This is a genomic window from Thainema salinarum CENA647 (assembly GCF_057732415.1).
In genome coordinates this window covers 3,440,338-3,458,883 of record NZ_JBYJZJ010000022.1, presented here as the reverse complement: position 1 = coordinate 3,458,883, position 18,546 = coordinate 3,440,338, and the positions used below count along the sequence as shown (strand labels likewise).

17 protein-coding genes are annotated in these 18,546 nt (G+C 51.3%); 6 read left to right on the top strand and 11 right to left on the bottom strand.

Annotated elements, in window-relative coordinates; all coding sequences use genetic code 11:
- Positions 1-219 precede the first annotated feature (219 nt).
- Complete coding sequence (istB, locus tag AC286M_RS21985; RefSeq protein WP_488203569.1) at positions 220-1,017, top strand: IS21-like element helper ATPase IstB; 798 nt, start codon at positions 220-222, stop codon at positions 1,015-1,017.
- A gap of 266 nt (positions 1,018-1,283) precedes the next feature.
- On the opposite strand, the gene AC286M_RS21980 is transcribed toward istB, so the two are convergent.
- Complete coding sequence (locus tag AC286M_RS21980) at positions 1,284-2,384, bottom strand: tetratricopeptide repeat protein (RefSeq protein ID WP_488206427.1); 1,101 nt, start codon at positions 2,382-2,384, stop codon at positions 1,284-1,286.
- 67 nt (positions 2,385-2,451) lie between these two features.
- Between AC286M_RS21980 and AC286M_RS21975 the strand changes: the two genes are divergently transcribed.
- Complete coding sequence (locus AC286M_RS21975; RefSeq protein ID WP_488206180.1) at positions 2,452-3,384, top strand: transposase family protein; 933 nt, start codon at positions 2,452-2,454, stop codon at positions 3,382-3,384.
- 44 nt (positions 3,385-3,428) lie between these two features.
- Here the strand turns inward: AC286M_RS21975 and AC286M_RS21970 are convergent, their stop codons facing one another.
- Positions 3,429-3,671: a hypothetical protein gene (locus AC286M_RS21970; RefSeq protein ID WP_488206426.1), complete on the bottom strand. Its 243-nt coding sequence runs from the start codon at positions 3,669-3,671 to the stop codon at positions 3,429-3,431.
- Positions 3,672-4,224: 553 nt separating this feature from the next.
- Between AC286M_RS21970 and AC286M_RS21965 the strand changes: the two genes are divergently transcribed.
- Positions 4,225-4,731 carry an REP-associated tyrosine transposase gene (locus AC286M_RS21965; RefSeq protein WP_488206425.1) on the top strand — a complete coding sequence of 169 codons (507 nt, stop codon included), beginning with the start codon at positions 4,225-4,227 and terminating at the stop codon, positions 4,729-4,731.
- 140 nt (positions 4,732-4,871) lie between these two features.
- On the opposite strand, the gene AC286M_RS21960 is transcribed toward AC286M_RS21965, so the two are convergent.
- The 5 genes from AC286M_RS21960 to AC286M_RS21940 all read right to left on the bottom strand — a co-directional run bounded on the left by AC286M_RS21960 (position 4,872) and on the right by AC286M_RS21940 (position 10,977).
- Complete coding sequence (locus tag AC286M_RS21960; protein WP_488206424.1) at positions 4,872-7,040, bottom strand: S8 family peptidase; 2,169 nt, start codon at positions 7,038-7,040, stop codon at positions 4,872-4,874.
- Positions 7,041-7,096: 56 nt separating this feature from the next.
- Positions 7,097-7,747 carry a HepT-like ribonuclease domain-containing protein gene (locus AC286M_RS21955; RefSeq protein WP_488206423.1) on the bottom strand — a complete coding sequence of 217 codons (651 nt, stop codon included), beginning with the start codon at positions 7,745-7,747 and terminating at the stop codon, positions 7,097-7,099.
- Entirely contained in the window at positions 7,737-10,430 is a 2,694-nt protein-coding gene (locus AC286M_RS21950; RefSeq protein ID WP_488206422.1) for a CHAT domain-containing protein, read from the bottom strand. Before AC286M_RS21950 ends, AC286M_RS21955 begins: the two co-directional genes overlap by 11 nt.
- 132 nt (positions 10,431-10,562) lie before the next feature.
- Positions 10,563-10,823 (bottom strand): CHAT domain-containing protein, encoded by a 261-nt coding sequence (locus tag AC286M_RS21945; protein ID WP_488206421.1) that lies wholly within the window; start codon positions 10,821-10,823, stop codon positions 10,563-10,565.
- Positions 10,816-10,977, bottom strand: coding sequence for a hypothetical protein (locus AC286M_RS21940; protein ID WP_488206420.1), 162 nt, complete (start codon positions 10,975-10,977; stop codon positions 10,816-10,818). Before AC286M_RS21940 ends, AC286M_RS21945 begins: the two co-directional genes overlap by 8 nt.
- A gap of 24 nt (positions 10,978-11,001) precedes the next feature.
- Between AC286M_RS21940 and AC286M_RS21935 the strand changes: the two genes are divergently transcribed.
- Together AC286M_RS21935 and AC286M_RS21930 are read left to right on the top strand one after the other, a co-directional pair.
- Positions 11,002-11,298, top strand: coding sequence for a BrnT family toxin (locus AC286M_RS21935; RefSeq protein WP_488206419.1), 297 nt, complete (start codon positions 11,002-11,004; stop codon positions 11,296-11,298).
- Complete coding sequence (locus tag AC286M_RS21930; RefSeq protein ID WP_488206418.1) at positions 11,295-11,510, top strand: hypothetical protein; 216 nt, start codon at positions 11,295-11,297, stop codon at positions 11,508-11,510. Before AC286M_RS21935 ends, AC286M_RS21930 begins: the two co-directional genes overlap by 4 nt.
- Here AC286M_RS21930 and AC286M_RS21925 read toward each other — a convergent pair.
- Positions 11,495-13,765, bottom strand: coding sequence for a caspase family protein (locus AC286M_RS21925; RefSeq protein ID WP_488206417.1), 2,271 nt, complete (start codon positions 13,763-13,765; stop codon positions 11,495-11,497). The genes AC286M_RS21930 and AC286M_RS21925 overlap by 16 nt on opposite strands.
- 122 nt (positions 13,766-13,887) lie before the next feature.
- Here AC286M_RS21925 and AC286M_RS21920 point away from each other — a divergent pair, with 122 nt between their 5' ends.
- Positions 13,888-14,535 carry a Uma2 family endonuclease gene (locus AC286M_RS21920; RefSeq protein ID WP_488206416.1) on the top strand — a complete coding sequence of 216 codons (648 nt, stop codon included), beginning with the start codon at positions 13,888-13,890 and terminating at the stop codon, positions 14,533-14,535.
- A gap of 9 nt (positions 14,536-14,544) precedes the next feature.
- Here the strand turns inward: AC286M_RS21920 and AC286M_RS21915 are convergent, their stop codons facing one another.
- From AC286M_RS21915 to AC286M_RS21905, 3 genes are all read right to left on the bottom strand, one after another.
- On the bottom strand, positions 14,545-16,566 hold the full coding sequence (locus AC286M_RS21915) for a CHAT domain-containing protein (protein ID WP_488206415.1): 2,022 nt from the start codon (positions 16,564-16,566) through the stop codon (positions 14,545-14,547).
- The gene (locus tag AC286M_RS21910; RefSeq protein ID WP_488206414.1) at positions 16,547-17,452 is read right to left on the bottom strand and encodes a tetratricopeptide repeat protein; all 906 of its coding nucleotides are present in this window, start codon (positions 17,450-17,452) and stop codon (positions 16,547-16,549) included. Before AC286M_RS21910 ends, AC286M_RS21915 begins: the two co-directional genes overlap by 20 nt.
- Positions 17,453-17,659: 207 nt before the next feature.
- Positions 17,660-18,541, bottom strand: a complete 882-nt coding sequence (locus tag AC286M_RS21905; protein ID WP_488206413.1) for a Uma2 family endonuclease — start codon at positions 18,539-18,541, stop codon at positions 17,660-17,662.
- Between the last annotated feature and the right edge of the window lie 5 nt (positions 18,542-18,546).

Below are 18,546 nucleotides of genomic sequence, written 5' to 3'. Positions count from 1 at the left end.
AACTGGAGACGTCTTTTGACCGCGATTCTGCCGCTCGGTTAATGGTTGAAGCACTCTACATTGCGGCCACGCAAAACCGAGAAGCGGCAGTGGCTCAGTATCTAGACGCGCAATTAGCCGCTGGCACAGTAACGCTGAGCGCGCTGCGTCAACACTTTCAACTCCTGAGCGAGTCCGTCCTGCCGAACATCCAGGTGCAACAACATAACCTCCAAGACTATGACCAACTCCTCCGAGCCGACGCCACCGATCAGTCCTTACCAGAGCCTGAGTCTGCACCTCAAACAACTGCGGCTTTCTCACATGCTCCAGCATTGGGAAAGCCTCGAACATCAAGCCATGCAAGACCAGTGGTCTTACGCTCAATTCTTGCTGGCACTGTGCGAATTGGAGGTGGAGCGGCGCTGGAGCCTGCGCCTCCAACGCGCCCTACAAGAGGCCCAACTGCCCCCGGCCAAAACGGTTTCCAACTTTGAGTGGGACCATCTTCCCCAGCTCAATCCGGCTCCTTTGATGCAACTGACCACCGACACCCGCTGGTTGGAGCGAGCCGAAAACTGTTTGATCTTTGGCCCCTCTGGCGTGGGTAAAACCCATCTAGCAACTGCGATCGCTCGCGCCATTGTGGAACTGGGCAAGCGGGCTAAGTTCTTTGCCGCAACCACCTTGGTTCAGCAGTTGCAGCAGGCTAAATTACAACTGCAACTGCCCGCTTTGCTCAAGAAACTCGACCGCTTTGACTTGCTGGTGATTGATGATCTCGGCTATGTCAAAAAGTCAGAAGCCGAAACTTCTGTCCTCTTTGAGTTGATTGCTCATCGCTATGAGCGGCGTAGTCTGCTCATTACCGCGAACCAGCCCTTCAGTCAGTGGGACGCTGTCTTTGCCGACACCATGATGACCGTTGCCGCTGTCGACCGGCTGGTTCATCATGCTCTGATTGTTGAAATGCAGGCCGATAGCTATCGCAAACGGTCGGCCGCGACGCGCTCCGCTCACGCTTCATCTCAGGCTTAATCCTCATTTGGTCAGCGATCATAGCTGTCGTGACAGCTATGATCGATTATTCATTCCGTTATTCATCGGCAACGGTTCAACTGACGGATTCGCCTATCTAGCTGTCGCGTCACGCCAAAAGCTTGACATTTGATAATCTGCCCTAAAAGTTATCTACTTGGCAATTCAAAATATTGCCAAAAAGTGGACCATGCCCATTCGCGACTGGAAACCCGCTCTCAACCGCTTCGCGATTGAATTCAGCGATCGCTTTCCAACTTGAGTTTTTACCTTTGACACAATCTATTTGACATACCCAAATTATTGAGGTTTTGTGCCACATCTGGATGTTGTTCTCCCAGGACTTGTTGGAGAATCTCTAGTGATTGTTGATAGAGTGGCTCAGCGGCTTCATATCTCCCTTGGGCTTGATAAAGCAATGCTAAATTATTGAGGCTAGTGGCCACATTCGGATGTTGCTCTCCCAGGACTTGTTGACGGATTTCTAGTGATTGTTGATAGAGCGGCTCAGCGGCTTCATATCTCCCTTGGACTCGATAAAGCTCGGCTAAATTATTGAGGCTAGTGGCCACATTCGGATGTTGCTCTCCCAGGGCTTGTTGGAGAATCTCTAGTGATTGTTGATAGAGTGGCTCGGCGGCTTCATATCTCCCTTGGGCTTGATAAAGATAGGCTAAATTATTGAGGCTAGTGGCCACATCCGGATGTTGCTCTCCCAGGGCTTGTTGGAGAATCTCTAGTGATTGTTGATAGAGTGGCTCGGCGGCTTCATATCTCCCTTGAGCTTGATAAAGCGCAGCTAAATTATTGAGGCTATTTGCTATATCTGGATGTTGCTCTCCCAGGACTTGTTGACGGATAGCAAGCGATTGTTGAAAGAGCGGCTCGGCCTCTTCATATCGGCCTTGGACTCGATAAAGCTCGGCTAAATTATTGAGGGTAGTCGCCACATCGGGATGTTCTTCACCCAGAACTTGTTGAAAAATTTCTAGCGATTGTTGATAGAGCAGCTCGGCCTCTTCATATCGGCCTTGGACTCGATAAAGCTCGGCTAAATTATTGAGGGTAGTCGCCACATCGGGATGTTCTTCACCCAGAACTTGTTGAAAAATTTCTAGCGACTGTTGATAGAGCGGCGCAGCGGCTTCATATCGTCCCGCCTGATACAGTGCTATCGCCTGCTGATTAAGTCGTTCTGCTTCAGCCAGAACTAAATCAGTTGAGGCTGCGTCCCGCAAGACTAAGCGATATTCACCGGCCTCTTTTGCCTGATATGTATTAGCAATAATGGTGTAAGTTCCACTTATAGGTAACTCTGTCACAATTTGAGCATTGGTTCCACCTGCACCATCATCATCTTGAGCCATAACATTAAACCTTATCGGAAATTGAGCCGATAGAATTGGTATTAGGAGCATCGACCCAGGTGAGCCAATGAGAATGACCTATGCCGAGTTGCGGACAAACCCCCGAACCTTGTGTAGCTTGACGGGACTGAGGGTGCAGGAGTTTGAGGCGTTGTTACCCAGCTTTGCTCAGGCATGGGAGAGCTTTGTGAAAGCCACCTTTGAGCGTGAGGGACGCAAACGGGGGATAGGAGCAGGTCGTAAAGCTCATTTGAGGGAGCTAGAAGATAAGTTGCTGTTCATCCTGGTGTACTTCCGCCTCTATCCGACACAGGAGGTTCAAGGCTTTCTCTTTGGGATGAGCCAAGCGCAGGCCAATGAATGGATTCATCGACTGACGGGAGTGCTCAACCAAGCATTAGGATATGAACAACAGTTACCCGAACGTGAACCCGCGAAACTGGAGGCGCTCTTGAGCGCCTGTCCCAGTTTAGAGTTCATCATCGATGGCACTGAACGTCGGATTAACCGACCAAAAGATAAAGCCGACCGCAAGAGGTATTACAGCGGCAAGCGCAAGGCCCACACCGTCAGGAATCTAGTTATCCAGGAGCGTGGGGGCAAGGTGCGCTATTTGAGTGACACCTATGAAGGCAAGAAACATGACAAAGCGATTGCCGATGAGGAGAACCTATCGTTTCCGGACGGGAGTACGCTCTGGCAGGATAGCGGGTTTCAAGGCTTTGCCCCAGACGGGGTGAGCCTTCAGCAACCGAAGAAGAAACCGCGCAACGGGTCGCTCACCGCGATTGAGAAGATGAACAACCGCAGTATTTCCAGCGTTCGCGTCGAAGTGGAGCACCACATTGGCGGCATCAAGCGGTGTCAAATTTTGGTGCATCCGTTTCGTAATTGGGTTGACCATTACATCGATGATGTGATGGAAACCGCCTGCGGATTGCACAATTTCCGCTTGACCCATCGGGCACAGCAACGGAGTTCTCTGAACCAAGCCGCTTAATGCCAAACAACCACGGGTGAAGTTGGTTCGCAGCGACTGCTCTCCTATTTCCGATAAAGTCTATTGCCATCAGAATCAATCAATAAAAGATAGGCATCAAATTCATCACTAGTTAACTCAATAAGAACCAACTGCCCTGCTTGTCCTTCAAAGGTGTGAGCATCGTAATAACTACCATCCCCTCCTACTTCACTATTCTCATCCAACCTCCCCTCAACCTCTAAAATCACCCGCCCCTGTGCTTCACCTGCCGCATTCTCCTCATCCAACGCCGCTTGCGCCACCACTGGCTCTCCCTCTGCCCTGAGTGGCTCTCCTCCCATCCCACTCAACAGCACCACAGCCAGCCCACACTTCACCCATTCACTCATCCGCATTGCCCTTTCTCCTTCTGCCAACTAAAAACACTCTGTTCTACTGTCTTGCTATATCTGAGCAATCGGGCTTATTCACAGATAAATTTAAACCGATTGAAGATGGTCGATTGGGGAATGGATAATTTTGGGAGGAGCGAGACGCCTATCCTATGGGATTTCGTTTCTATAACAATTTCGCAGGGGAGGGACAGGCGGGACGCCTATCCTACGAGAGGGAAAATTTAATCGTAGGATAGCCATCTTGGCTGTCCGTTTTTCCGGGGCGGGAAATCGTTTTAGATGGAGGGACAGGCGGGACGCCTATCCTACGGGAGGGAAAATTTAATCGTAGGATAGCCATCTTGGCTGTCCCTTCGTTCGTCGCGATTGGAGAGGGACAGGCGGGACGCCTATCCCACAAGGGAGAACGAAATAATTGATCAAAAGCGGGAAATCTAAAATTGGTGCATTTCCCTATTCGTTTATGCAAGACCGACCCCCGCTGAAAATTCGGCGACGTAATTTGCCCCATTGGGAACGCGATGGAGCCACGTATTTCATTACATTTAACACCTGGGAGCGGCTTGAGCTGACACCACCTGCCCGACAAATTGTGATGGATGCCTGCCGATTTTTTGAGAATCAGCGGTATCGCATTGATGTCGGTGTCGTCATGCCTGACCATGTGCATTTGCTGATGCAGCCGCTGCCCAAATCAGAGACAGAATTTTGGTCGCTCAGCCAAATCCTGCACAGCATCAAAAGCTTCAGCGCAAAACAAATCCCCACCGTCATGCCGCACATTGGCACCGTTTGGCAACCTGAAACCTGCGATCGCATTATCCGCGACCAACAAGAATTTCACACCGTTTACAACTACGTTGCTAATAATCCCATCAAAGCAGGCTTATCATCATCTTCAACCGACTATCCGTTCTTCTGGCAAAATTCTTTCTCAGATGATGAACAGGCGGGACGCCTATCCTACTGAACAAGAATTGTGGGATAAACAGAAATTGGTAATTTAGGAAAAGGACAGGCGAGACGCCTATCCTACGAATGATCGTTTCTCCCGTAGAATAGGCGTCCCGCCTGTTCCTCCCCAACGGTCAACGCTTAATCTCTCAACATCTATCGCTTCGCGGCTTCTACCGCCGCTGCTGCATTCACCAAACCGCTGCCAAAGAAATACTGCTCCGCCGACACGGGTTCCGCAGGCGTAAAAATCCCCGACGGACGCAGCACCGGAAAATTCAGAGCCGTGCCAAAGCCCACCTCCGCCTGTAGCCGATAGCGATTGGCATCCGCCTGCGTCATCTGGAGTCCCTCATAGCTGGCCGTCGCCTGGAGGATTTCCACCACTCGCTCCCGCGCCAACTCTGGATTCTCCCCCTTCATCAGCGCCACCACCCCCGACACTGTTGGAGCCGAAAACGATGTACCCTGTACCTGCACATATTCCCCTGCCGGATCCAGCGCCACACCCCAGGCATAGTCTGGCGGCGTCACTCCCTGCCAGAAACCTGGCACCCAGGTGCCACCCGTCGTCAGGATGCCGCCACTGCGAGTCAGTGCTGTTTCCCCACCCGGAGCCACCAGATCCAAACTGGCTCCATAGCTGCTGTAACCCGTACGATTGCCGCTCAGATTCGTTGCCCCCACTGACACCACACCGGGAATCGCCGCCGGAAACGCCACGCCGTCGAGATTTTCATTCCCTGCCGAGGCAATAATCACCAGATCCGGATGCTGATCCAGAATGGCAAAGATCTGATCCGTCAGTTCCCGATCCGGCAGCAGTCCGCCCAAGCTCATGTTGATCACATCCACATCCCGCTCTGCTGCATAGCCCACCGCTTCAATCAGCGCTGCCGAGCTAATTTCACCACCCAGACCAAACACCCGAATCGGCAAAATCTGCGCTTTGGGGGCCACACCCATCACGCCCATCTCATCGGTTGCCTGCGCCCCAATCACTCCGGCTGACCAAGTGCCGTGAAACTCAGCAGCAATCTGACCGCGCAGCCAGTTCCGTAGAATTCGCGCAATCTGTGGCTGAGTCAGGTCAGAGTTAGATCGGGCAATCCGCTGCGCTAGAGACTCATACTCTTGCAACAGTTCTGCATCCGAAAGCTGAAACGTATTCTGAAAATGGGGTCGCAAAATCGCTAACTCCGCTGGACTAATCCGCGTATCCGGATCGCCTGCCACACAGACATCCGCCGCATCACAGCTCACCTGCGGATTAGAGAAGTCCCAGCCATGCACCTCACCTGGTAGCGCTTCACTTCCCTCATCTATCGCATAGACATTGGCCGCTAAATCTGGATGATCCCACTGGATTAAGCTGTCAATCACCGCCACGACTGCACCTTCGCCATCATTGCTGTTCTGCCAAGCCTCCACCGCTTGGATATCGGTTCGGGGCAACAACTGTCCCCGCTGTGGGGTACTATCCAGATGCCATTGGAGCGGTAGTAAATTGGAAAGAAACGGTGAGTCCTGTACTGGCGGCAGAGTGGCGAGTAAGGTATCTAGTAATCCCTGAGCATCAGGAACATCCGCTGCTGCCATCTCTCGTAAATCGGTCACTGTGCGATAAGGAATGGACTGGACAAAGTTGGGCGTGGCCGACTGAATGCCGACTGCTCCATTGAGCTGATTCGCCACTGCCAAAACATCTGTACCCGTTGCGGTTTTCGACCGCACCAAATAGCGATCGCGACTGAAGCGTAGAGATCGAACAATCTCCAGATCGTAGCGAACCAGCAATAGCTGCTTCTGACTCTCCGACAAGTTGGGCTCCAAGCTCAGCACTATCTCATTCGGCAGCAAAATCGTGTCGTCGCTATCCGGTCGAGTCAGCACGGGTAGTGTGGTTTCCACATAGGGCTGCTGTAGACGCTCCTGCACGGCAGCGCGAGTGCTGCGGGTGTTGTCAGTGAACTCAATTAGCGCATACTGGCTACCGAGAGGCTGTACCTGGACGTTAAGCGGGGTAGTCGTTGCCGAGCGAGTGCTGCGGGTATTGCTGCTGGGTTCACCCTGGAGCGCACGTTGCAGTTGCAGATACGGTAGGTCACCTGGATCGCGAGTATTAGTCGCAGCAGGTTTGAAGGCAACCGCAATTTGATTGGCTTGCAGATTGAGCGGAATGCGCTGATTGTAGAAGTAGTAGTAGAGGTCATCCGATGATGTGGGAACCTGAGCTTGAGCGGCTGGTATGGAAGACAGATAGGGACAGTCAGCAGCTCCCCAAAGCAGACCAGTCAATACTAGGCTAGAGACGAAGCGTTTCATAGAATTCAACTCCTCAGGATGGGCTTCAGAGAGATATCTGTCTGAGGAGTTGGGACTTATTCAGCTTGCTCTAACATCGCTTGTAGTTGAGGCACTAACGGCGGCAAGCTGTCTTGAATCGTGCGCCACAGGACATCAAGCTGAACCTGAAAATATTCATGCACCACAATGTTGCGAATCCCTCGCATTTCAGTCCAGGGAACCTCAGAATATTGGGCTTGCACGTCCGCTGGGATACTGTTTGCGGCTTCACCGAGGATGGTGATGTCTGCAATCACGGCTCGGATGGTTTTGGTATCCGCCTGGAATTCTTCAAACGTCATCCCAGCCGTGAAGGTTTGAATTTCTGCGATCGCTTGCAGAATATCCTGCACTCTCAGTTTCCAATCTCGCGGCGTCATGATCAGAATAATGTCTTGTTCAACCAAAGGACGTAGTTGTGGTTTTAGGCTATCCAGCGTACCGAGATCGACGGCACAGTGCAAAACGTCTTCTAAATAGGTTTGGAGCCGGACTAATGCAAATAGATCAATCGGGCGAGAAAATTCAACCAGCAGATCGACATCGCTATCGGGCTTGGCTTCATCGCGTGCGACTGAACCAAACAGCGCCAGAGACTGAACACCAAACTCTGCAAGCTGAGGCTGGCGGGCTTTGAGTAGTGTAATCACCTGATCTCGGCGCATGGTTAGAGGTTTAGAGGCCATTACCAATTAGGATAAACGGTGCCCAGTAGTAGGGATGACTCAGATTGTTGCTCACTGCTGGCGGCAAGCCTGTTTCACGATCAACGGCACTAACGGTGCCATCATTGCTGCGATCGCGGATTTCAATTTCAGAAAAGTTCTGCTCAATCAAGGCGATCTGCGCCTGTCGTAGGGCTTCGGCTTTGGTGAGTTCTCCAGTTGCCAAAAGTTTGTAAAAGCGCTGCATCAGCAGACTGGTGCTGCCGTCGTTGACTGACCAGAGGGATGCAATCACGGTTTCCGCTCGTCCGGCTTCTAAAAAGTAGGCACTGATGCCAGCAATTTCGGTGCCGTCCCCGGCTTGACCTCCTAATGCGGTTTGACAAGCTGACAGGACAACCATATGCAGGTTGCTCAGCCGCCGATGCATGGCTTCAATGTCGTTGACCTTGAGGGGATCACCGTTGCCCAAGAGGATAAACGACTCATCGGCGCGGCCAGGGACAAAGGCGGCATGAGTGGCCAGATGCAACACCCGAGCATCGCGAACATAGGTCTTGAGTGCATCGAGGGTGAAGTCGTCATTGAGAAAGACCTGGCCGGGATAGATCCCAACTGGATCGGCGGCATCACTACGAACAATGGCATCGAGTTCATCTTGAACCGCAGGCAGGGGATTAAAATCGGCGACGGCATCGGTCACGCCGAGTCCGAGCACCTGAGACTGATCAATCTCGGTGAGACGGTCGGTGGTGTCGGTTAGCCCTGGGGCGAGGACAGTGGAGATGCGGTAGCGCTCTAGTAAATACTGCTCTCCGTCATATAGTGCTGCCATCGGGATGTAGCGGGTGACTCGGTCATTGACAAAGATCAAATGGTCAATGTCATTGGCTGCGAGTTCGGTTTCGAGGGGACGGATAATCCAGTCATAGAGCTGTTGGCTAGTAGCTTGCAGGGACTCCAGGCTGGATTGGGGCGACTGCAGCAGTTCACCCAAGCGCTGCACAGTGGCCGAGAGTTCTGCTTGCGTGACGGGAACTTCTACACTGCCGATGACGTTGCCCGCTGCGGCCCAGACTAACCACAGTTTATCTTCTAGAACAAACGGATAGATCAGCACTGCCTGCTGACCATCCTGAGCATAGGCTGTGAGCAAGGCTTCTGCTTCGCCGCTGAGGTTGGCCGGATCTTGAAAGATATCGTCGTCGGCTCGGTTAGCGCGGATTGTTTCTTGAAACTGTTCAACCTGTTGGTTGTATTGATCTGTGAGAGCTTCAAGCTGGCTATACAGACTGTTGAGTTCGGCACAGTCGGTGTCTTCACAGGTGATGACCTCGCCACTGAGGGCAATCAGGCTGCCGTAGGTATCAATGACTTGTTGCTCAGGATCAGTGTATTTTAGTTCGCTGCCATTCCAGGCAGCACGAGTATCAGTGAACTCTCGCAATTCTTCCAGCTTCAATAAGTCGAGCACCTGCTGCGCTTCTGGGATACGTCCCTGTTCCAAGAGTAAATCAGCCAGGAGACGATAGGGGCCTGCAACGGTATCTGTGTAGGACTGCTGTAAAGCAATGTCCAGTTGGCGATTATCATCCCGAATAGATTCCTGGACTTGCACTGAGGCTTTCAAGAATACCATTGCCAGTTCGGGCTGTCCCTGAGCGATTAGAAGAGCACCAAGATAGGCGAGGCTTGCCGCTTCGCCTGCACGCTCGCCGATCTCGCGTTTAATCACCAGACTTTGCTGGTAATACTCCAAGGCCGTTGGATAGTTGCCCAGTAGTCTGCTTAAAGTGCCCATGCCTATGAGGGTGTTTGCTTCACCCGCGCGATCACCGATCTCGCGTTTAATCACCAGACTTTGCTGGTAATATTCCAAGGCCGTTGGATAGTTGCCCAAGGATTCGTTCACAATACCAATGTTGTTGAGAGCTCTTGCTTCACCCGCGCGATCGCCAATCTCGCGGGAAACCACTAGACTTCGCTGATGATACTCCAAGGCCGTTGGATAGTTGCCCAAGGATTCGTTCACATTGCCAATATTTAGAAGGCTTGTCGCTTCGCCCAAGCGATAGCTAATCTCGCGAGAAATCACCAGACTTTGCTGATGATACTCTAGTGCTGTCGGATAGTTGCCCAACGCTTGGTTCACATTGCCAATATTGGTGAGGGCATGGGCTTCGCCCACTACTCGGTCACCTAGTTCGCGCGTGAGCATCAAACTCCGCCTGTAGTAGTCCAGTGCCGTCGGATAGTTGCCTAAGGATTCGTTCACAATACCAATGTTGTTGAGAACTCTTGCTTCACCGGCGCGATGGCCAATGTCATAAGCAACAATAAGAGCCTTTTGGTAGTAGTTCAGCGCCTGCTCGTATTGCCCAAGGCTGCTATATGATTCTCCAATACAGGTGAGGGTTAATCCTTCGCCTGTAGGATTACCAATCTCGCGATAGATTTCTAGAGCCTTTTTCCATGGCTGGATCGCTTCCCGAAACTGACCAATCTGAGCTTGCCGATTTCCCTGTTGAAAAAGTCGATATGCTTTGGCTTTGCGCTCTGAGTCGCTGTTAACCTGCGCTAGCGTTTGCGAATTGGCGTCTCGCAATTTTGAAAGATTCTGAGTCGCATTAACCTGACCACCACCAGCCAGTTGAATCAGCGTCAAAGCCAGAGCAGTCGTCGTCAACAAAGTGAGCAGGCGCATAACCAGAAGCCAAATTCTAGGGGTTAACGTCAGCATATAGCTCTGACTCATCCCCACTTATTCAGCTTTAGAGAATCTTTGGGAAAGTGGCAGGCGAGACCCTCACCCTACGGTTTCTTCATCAACAACAGCCTAAAGCCCATTACCAATCAAAATAAACGGTGCCCAGTAATAAGGATGACTTAGATTATTACTCACCGCTGGCGGCAACCCCGTCTCAACATTGACCGCAACCACAGTGCCATCATCCCTGCGATCGCGGATTTCAAGCACAGCAAAATCCCGCTCAATCAGAGCAATCTGCGCCTGCCGCAGCGCCTCGGCCTTACTATTGCCATCCTGCAACGCACCATAGAACGCATTCATCAACACCTGCGTCCCACCATCACTCACTGCCCAGAGCGATGCGATGCACTGCCCAAGCGTTCTTGTGAGAATTGCGACGTTGAATGTTGCGATCGCGATTCTTCTCGTAGGATAGCCATCTTGGCTGTACGTGGAACGGGTAAAGTGCGATCGCAGTCAGCGTTGATAAAATTATCATCACTACATGTAGGGGTGAGATATAGAGTTGCGCTACACATTTGAGTGGGATTCTCAGAAGGCAAATGCAAATATTCAAAAACACGGAGTCAGCTTTGATCAAGCAACCGCTGTTTTCCGCGATTCTAATGCCTTGTCCATCTTCGACGAAGACCACAGCCAAGATGAAAATCGATGGATTACGCTAGGGTTGGATACCAGCGGTAGGCTGCTGGTTATCGTCCATACCTTTATTCAGATTAATTCAAATCAATGTGAGATTAGAATTATCTCAGTCCGCAAAGCTTCCCGACGAGAGCGCGCGCAGTACCAGGAGGGACTATGAAAGAGGAATATGATTTTTCCAAAGGAGAACGAGGTAAGTTCTACCATCCTGATCTTGAGTTGGATAAGCCAATTTATCTTGCTCCTGACGTTGCAGAATTTTTGCAAAAACTGGCGACCGCGACCAACAGCGACATCGAAACAATCGTCAATGATTGGATGCGGAAGAATATCGCCCTGGTCGAAACAGCTCTTTCTCATCCCCCCACCTGAATTATTGCCGAAAGCGTCGCCAGTGTATTGGTATCGTACAGATTGACAGTTGATGGATCAGCCGTATTTATGGCAACCACTCTCCCATCATTTGCTGAACGGGTAAGCTCATCTAAATCGCCAAACATCGCATCTAAAACTGTTACGGGTTCATCATCTTGTAGGCTAATTGCACCTCGTTCTGCCCCTTGGCCTCGGGCAATGGTTTGCATTCCTCTTAATGCATTACGTAATGGCTGTGTACTAACTAACATCAAAATTTCAGGAAAGCCAGACAAACCACCAACTTGAAAAATTGTTGTATCTCCTGGCCGTGGAATTGTAATTTGACCGTTTGCATCAATGCGTGCTGCCTCTTCTGGAGCAAGCCAGTCTGCTGGATAGAGAACATCGATAGTTCCAGTGGCATTAATCACTAGTACGCTCAAATACAACGCTTCACTCTCAAAGTTTTCTACCTCAATCGTGAGCGTTGTGCCTTCGGCAAACTGTGGAATTTCAACCGAACGGGTTGCCCCGACGCTGCGAGCTCCCCTTGTCGCAACTTCCACCCCTTGACTTGGAGCATCTTGGTTAAAGATCCTGGCTCTTACCTGGAGTTGAGAAGATTCTCCTGCTGTAAGTTGGCCTAGCATTTGGTTGGCTAAGAGGGATTTGAACCGCGATCGCAATCGATTGACCGCTGCCGTAACAGGTTCACCAATCCGACCAAAGCTATCTGAGACTGGACGCTGATCGGCAGTAAACAGCCCAATGCTGTTGATAAATGGTAAATCGGCCTCGCCAGCGGCGCTGAGTGCTTGATGATAGCTTTCTGTCATGCGACCGAAGATGTACCCTGTATCGGTTAGCTGCTCTACTGAGATAATCTCGATGCGGCTGACTGACTGTAAGTCGATTTCGGCCTGTGGCAGGTCATCACCAAATGAATTATCGAGTCCAACCTTCAGAACTGGATTGGGTGAGATACCAACCACTTCTTCTCGCAACAGCATACCGGGCTGGATAGCAGCCAGTGAACCTGCGACCAATTTGCCAATTCCATAGAGTCCCTCAACGCGGTCAATTTGCTCAATTTTGATATTGGCCTGATTGTTAATTCCGGTAAAGATGGTGCCAATGCCATCACCATTCAGATTTTGAGACGATACCCCACCAAGCCAAAACTGAATTTGCTCAGCACTGTCGGCTTGAGTCACCACAGCTTCAGCCGCTGTACCGATCATCGGCGTAAAGTACATGGGTTGCTGATCATGATTGCTGTTGGGTGCATATTCAAAAATCGGTACCTGTTCGGCATCCCGTTGCGCCAGTGATAGGCTACGGGTGCTGCGCTTCATGTCGTTGTAGACCGTGGCATAGGTTTCAGTAGCAGGCTGCTGCCAGAGATAGCGAGTGAGCAGATAGGTAAACCCGCCCGCTTTAAAGCCATCAAACTGGGCATCGACTGCAAGCTGATCCCGTAGAGCAGAGCCAATTGCAACTCCTTTGGCGACACCTGCGGAGCGGAGACGATTGAGTTCGTCTTCGCTCCACCTCAAGTCGTTTATCAACTGTTCTTGATACTCTTTTTCCGCCTCACTTGGTAAAAGCACATCTGCTGCACCGCGAAGCCGAGACGCTGCTCTCACAACCGCACTGCCGCGAGTGCCTGCTCCAGAGTGGCAGCTATCCAGAATAGCGGTGACGTTATCTGTTTCAAGCTGACTCATGAGCAGGAACAACGTGCGACCTGTGATATCCGGCACAACAATTCCATCACCAGAGTCGCTGGCGATAGAGTCATTCGGTACGATCGTTCCATTCAGATTACAATCCTTCGTCCGGCGACATTCTGCTGTGTCAATTGCCCTCACGTCTTCCACTAAATCGCCATGCCCGGAATAGTGAAAGACGACCACATCGCCAGGATTGGCTTGCTGAATCAGATGCTCATTAAATGCCTGTAAGATATTGTCGCGAGTGGGTTTGATATTGCTGTTGTCGGAGACTTCTAGAATGTCGCTAGGATTGAAGCCAAACCGATGAATCAATAGCTGTCTCTGGAGTTCGACATCATTGAGGCAGCCACCCAGAGAGCTAGTCCCGGCTGCTTCATAGGAGTTGATGCCAACGAGCAGAGCCAGTTTTCTATTAGGTACGCCTTGGGCAAGGACGCGGCCATACTGATTGGCCTGTTGCAGAAAGTCAAGTTGGCTGAGGCCGATTGTTGCTAGAGTTGAGCCAGCAAATTGCAAAAAGTGGCGACGCTTCATGGTGTTATTCAGTAGGAGTTCAACATTCCGTAGAATTACGGTAAACCGTTTCTACTGTCTCTCTATGTCTGATGAAACTGAACTTATTCACGCCAAAGTTTGCAGAAATTTAATGAGTTGCCATGCTGCCAACGATTACGCCCACTGAAATCGACTTGCCGCCGGGCGGAGAGGTGATCCTACGCCATCAAACCTGGGCAGATTACGAAGCGCTGCTTCAACTGCGTCAAGATAAGGCTGCACTCAAAGTGACGTTTAACGCAACGACTGAGGAAATTCGCATCATGGCTCCTCTGCCTGGACATAGCAAGCGATCCGATACGCTGACCGATTTAGTAAAGTGCTTGTTGCAGCATCAGGGCCGAGATTGGGAAGGATTTGACCCGATTACGCTGAAGCGGTTTCAGCAGAAGGGCATTGAACCAGATCAGTGTTTTTATATTCAAAATCGCCAAGCGGTTTTGGGCAAAGACCGAGTGGATCTGGAACATGACCCACCGCCAGATTTAGCGCTGGAGATTGATTTAACGTCGCTGACGCAGATTGAAGATTACGAGGATATTGGTGTACCGGAGGTTTGGATCTATCGAGAACGGACGCTACACATTTATGTGCTAGATGGAGAGCGGTACGGTGAGCGAGAGGAAAGTCCACTATTTCCGGGTATCCCAGTAAAGCAACTGATTCCAGACTATGTGGAACGAGCATGGTCGGAAGGCTCCAGCGTGGCACTGAGAGCGTTTGAGCAATATCTTCAGGGTTTGGACTAAGCGCGTGAACTACAGACTGTTGCCAATTAGGATAAACGGTGCCCAGTAGTAAGGATGGCTGTATCCCGGCATGTCCTGAGCTGCCAGGGAGACGGCTCGCACCGTTCCATCAGCCTCTGAGCCAGTATCTGCGATCGCAGAGGGATCGGCTTGTCCAGCGCTCTCACTGGGCTGATTAGTAATCATTGCCATCTGAGCGGCTTGCAGGGCTTCGGCTTTGGTCATGCCTTGATTTAGCCCATCATAAAACTCGGCCATCAATGCTTGGGTGCCGTTGTCGCTGACCTGCCAAAGGGAAGCCATCACGGCTTTGGCCCCTACGCGCTGGAGCTGAAAACCTAGCCCCAACACTTCAATGCCATTGCCCAGTTCAGGACTGCCTAATGCGGTTTCGCAGGCGCTCAAGACGACCAAATCGGCATCGAGCTGTGACCATTCCCGCCGCATTTCCCGCAGGTTAACCGACTGTTGATCACCAAATAAGATGAACGACTCATCAGGATTACCGGAGACGAACTTGCCGTGGGTGGCCAGATGAATTAAGTTTGCACTGCCCAGTAAGCCTTTGAAGCGCGCTGGGGTGAACTCGCCATTGATTAACAGTTCAGCTCCTGGAATTTGATTCGCCAGTAGCTCCACTTCCTGGAGTGTGGCTGGCAGATTGCCGAAACTAAAGGCATCGTCGCCCACGTTGACGGTAAAAGCACAGTCAGCACAGGCCGCTGCCAGCAGTGTTCTGCGATCGCGCGGTCGGGCAGCAAAATCGGTTTCTGAAGCGGCGGTAATTTGGCTGAAGCTGAACCGTTCGGCTAGCCACTGCTCGCCATCGTAGAGTGCGGCCAGGGGCACGTAGCGCAATACGCCATCGGGAGCGAAGATGATGTTTTCTGCGCCCACTGCTGCTAAGTCGGTTTCTAGATTGGCAATTGTCCAGTCATAGAGCTGTTTCGCCAGGGGACGCGGATCGATATTGCGGTCTTTGAGCGCTTGACCAAAGGCCACTACGGTGCGATTCAATTCTACGGCATCGACATCCACTGGATACCGCACAGGCGGCGCATCGGCAGAAACCAGCACCAGTTCCAACCGATTTTCCAGCACTAAGGGATACAGAATCACGCTGCGCTGGGGCAGTTGGGCGAGTTGGGCTTGCAGGTCGGTGAAGTTCTCGATATCTACCGTACGGCTGCGGGTAGCCTCCCGGAGTTGATCAATGGCGGTGATAATCTCTGGGTGATCGAGCCAGTCGATGAAGCTGGTGTAGACTCGATCTTGCTGGGCAGTGAGTTCGGCTAAGCGGGCTTGCTCGTCTGGAGTGAGGCTGTTGCGATCTCGCTCTTGCAGTCGGGCCAGTTCTGTCCCGGCCAGCAGCACATCATCATATAGTGCTAGGACTTCTTCTTCCGGCTGCCAGAACTCGACCCCGGTTTCCGTTTGGGCATTGCGCTGCACATCGTCTAGATACTCATCTAGTTCTTGCACCTTCAGCAAATCCAGCACCCGCTGTGCTTCGATGATGCGGTTCTGTTGAAGTAAGAGATCGGCCAGGAGACGGTAGTCGTCGGCTACGGTATCGGCAAATGATTGTTGAAAATTGGTATCGAGACCGCGAATATCGCCGCGAATGGATTCGCGTACATCAACAGAGGCTTTGAGGAAAACAATTGCTAATTCAGTTTGATCTTGAGAATTCAGAAGCCTGCCAATGTTATTGAGAAAAATACCTTCGCCGTCTCGAACTCCCAATTGACGAAACAGTTCTACTGCTTGTCGATACTGCTCTAAAGCTTCTTCATATCGGCCTAGATTATCGTAGGCAACACCCAAATTGCCCAGCATTCCTCCTTCTCCCTGGCGATATCCAATCTCTTGAGCAATCACTAGTGCTTGCTCATAAAAGTCAATTGCTTCTTCATATCGGCCCAGATGACGATAGGTATTACCCAAATTGCCCAGCGTTGCTCCTTCTCCCTGACGATTTTCAATTTCTCGTGTAATCACTAGCGCTTGCTCATAAAGTCGCTTCTTCATATCGGTCTAGATCATGATTAGCAATCCCCAGATTACTCAGCGCTGCTCCTTCTCCCTGGCGATCTCTAATCTCTCGTGCAATCACTAGCTGTCGCTCATAAAGGTCAATCGCTTCTTCATATCGGCCTAGATTATGATTAGCAATCCCCAAATTGCCCAGCATTGCTCCTTCTCCCTGGCGATCTCTAATCTCTCGTGCAATCACTAGCGCTTGCTCATAAAGGTCAATCGCTTCTTCATGTTGACCCAAATGACGATAGGCATTACCTAAATTGCCAAGCGTTGCTCCTTCTCCCTGATGATCTCTAATCTCTCGTATAATCACTAGCGCTTGCTCATAAAGGTCAATCGCTTCTTCATATCGACCCAAATGACGATAGGCATTACCCAAGTTGCCTAGGGCTCGTCCTTCTCCCTGGCGATATCTAATCTCTTGTGCAATCACTAGCTGTCGCTCATAAAGGTCAATCGCTTTTTCATATTGATCCAGATTGAAATAGGCAATACCCAAATTGCCTAATGCATTTGCTTCTCCCTGACGATTTCCGACGGCTCGATAGAGTTCCAGCACCTGCTGCCAGGTCACTAAGGCTTCCCGAAACTGACCAAATCGAAACTGGTGAATTCCCTGTTGTAGCAGCCAATCAGCTTTGGCATTACGATTATCTACCTGGGCCAGCACTTGTGGTGCTGTATCAGTCGTATACAACTGCAATGACTCCCGCTCAGGTTGAACAGGGGGAAATGGCATCGCCTGATCTTGAATCGGCACAGGACGCTGGTCATTAGTTGCAGAAAACTCAGAGTGCAAGGGAATCTGAGCAGCATTGCCCCAATCCTTCCCAGGCAGATCAGCTATGAACAGCGCGAAAGCAGTGGTTGTCAACAGAGTAAGGAAACGCATGGGGCTCGTTTGGTTTTGGATTGGTAAACACTAGGATATATGTCTGAACTCTGATTGCTTATTCAGGGCCATAACGGGATCTGGGAAAGTGGCAGGCGGAACGCCCGCCCCACAAGAATGAGAATGAAATTTCTGTAGGATAGCCGTCTCGGCTGTCCCCGGAAAAGAGCGGCAGGCGAGACGCCCGCCCTACGGGATATCCGCATCAATAAGCCGAACCTGCTCCTCCGTCAAGCTCAATAGCTCAACCACCTGCTCTAGCTCCATCCCCGTCGCCAGCAAATTGCGAGCCGCCTGCATAACCTGAGCCTGAGCCTGTTCCGTATCCGTCAATATCCAGTTATCAGTGAGATCGCACCAGCGCAGCCACTCTCCCGGCACCGCTTCGAACTCACCCGTCCAAAGACTGAGGCCAATCTCCAAATCGGCCAGCCAAATCTGAGGACGCTGAGACTGAATTGATTGCTCCTGATAGCGACCGCCATCTAACTTGAAATAACGCAGTCGCTGCGTGTAGCGGCTATAAACAATGTAATGAGGAACGCGCAGATAGCGCTCATACACCTCTAGCTTGGTCGGAGGGTTGGCTGTCGAAGTTGAATCAGCTCTATTACCGAACTCGCGGCTAGATTCATCCGAAGTAGGAATCTGATCCGCCGGATTGTAGAACCGTCCCAAATCGCCCATTTCGGTTCCCGGTGATAAGAACTCAACGACAACGTAAGGGTTTTGACCCTCTTGCCAAGTCACATAGCTGCGACGCAGGTCGTTGCCATCATAGAGGCGCGGTACATCAACTGCCAAAAACCAGTCTGGTCGCTTAAACCAAAGGGGATGCCGCACATCGTAATAAACGTTCAGATCAGAAGCCGTGAAGTAATTCTCCTGGGAATAGTGCACCAAGCGCAGCGTCCGGCTGAGCAATTGAGGCTGGAGATCGTGAAACTCGTCGGGCAATCCAGATTCTTCCGGCGACTCGCTGGGCAAATCATACATGGTCGGCAAAACTTCCCGTGGCGTACGCGGCGGGTCAACTTGCGGCATAGAGCTGTAGCTATTGGATACCATCATGCCCT